This is a genomic window from Enterobacter sp. UCD-UG_FMILLET (assembly GCF_000762975.1).
Taxonomy (GTDB): Bacteria; Pseudomonadota; Gammaproteobacteria; order Enterobacterales; family Enterobacteriaceae; genus Enterobacter; species Enterobacter dykesii.
In genome coordinates this window covers 1-548 of the sequence record NZ_JRJC01000049.1, presented here as the reverse complement: position 1 = coordinate 548, position 548 = coordinate 1, and the positions used below count along the sequence as shown (strand labels likewise).

Here is a 548-nt window from a genome sequence, read left to right as displayed (position 1 = left end):
GCTATTCTCTCCCTCTCTGGAGGGACTTGCTTGTGCGCCCTAATGCAGAAGGTTAGGTTGGCCATTTAAGCCATAGGCAAAAAAGCCTACTAAAACGCGTTGTAGAAATAATTCTGATAATCATTTTTCGGCTTGAAAATCCGATACCGCACTCCCTAATGCAGAAGGTTAGGTTGGCCATTTAAGCCATAGGCAAAAAAGCCTACTAAAACGCGTTGTAGAAATAATTCTGATAATCATTTTTCGGCTTGAAAATCCGATACCGCACTCTTGTTATTTTTTTGGGCTCTTCTGGTGTAAATCAGAGATTATTAGAATTATTTTTACAGTGATTATTGAAACTCTTCTCGAAGGTGTTCGAAAAGGCCCATCTCTTCTATTTCGCAAGGAATGTTTTGATAATACAAGAATTTTTGATTATCAGAATTCGAAATCACTTCACCCGCTGGATCACTTCACCCGCTGGATCACTTCACCCGCTGGATCACTTCACCCGCTGGATCACTTCACCCGCTGGATCACTTCACCCGCTGGATCACTTCACCCGC

General features: G+C 42.3%; 1 protein-coding gene. It reads left to right on the top strand.

The features are described from left to right. Window positions 1-328: 328 nt before the first annotated feature. On the top strand, window positions 329-548 hold a 220-nt coding region (locus tag LA04_RS25100), incomplete at its 3' end, for a hypothetical protein (protein ID WP_235211353.1).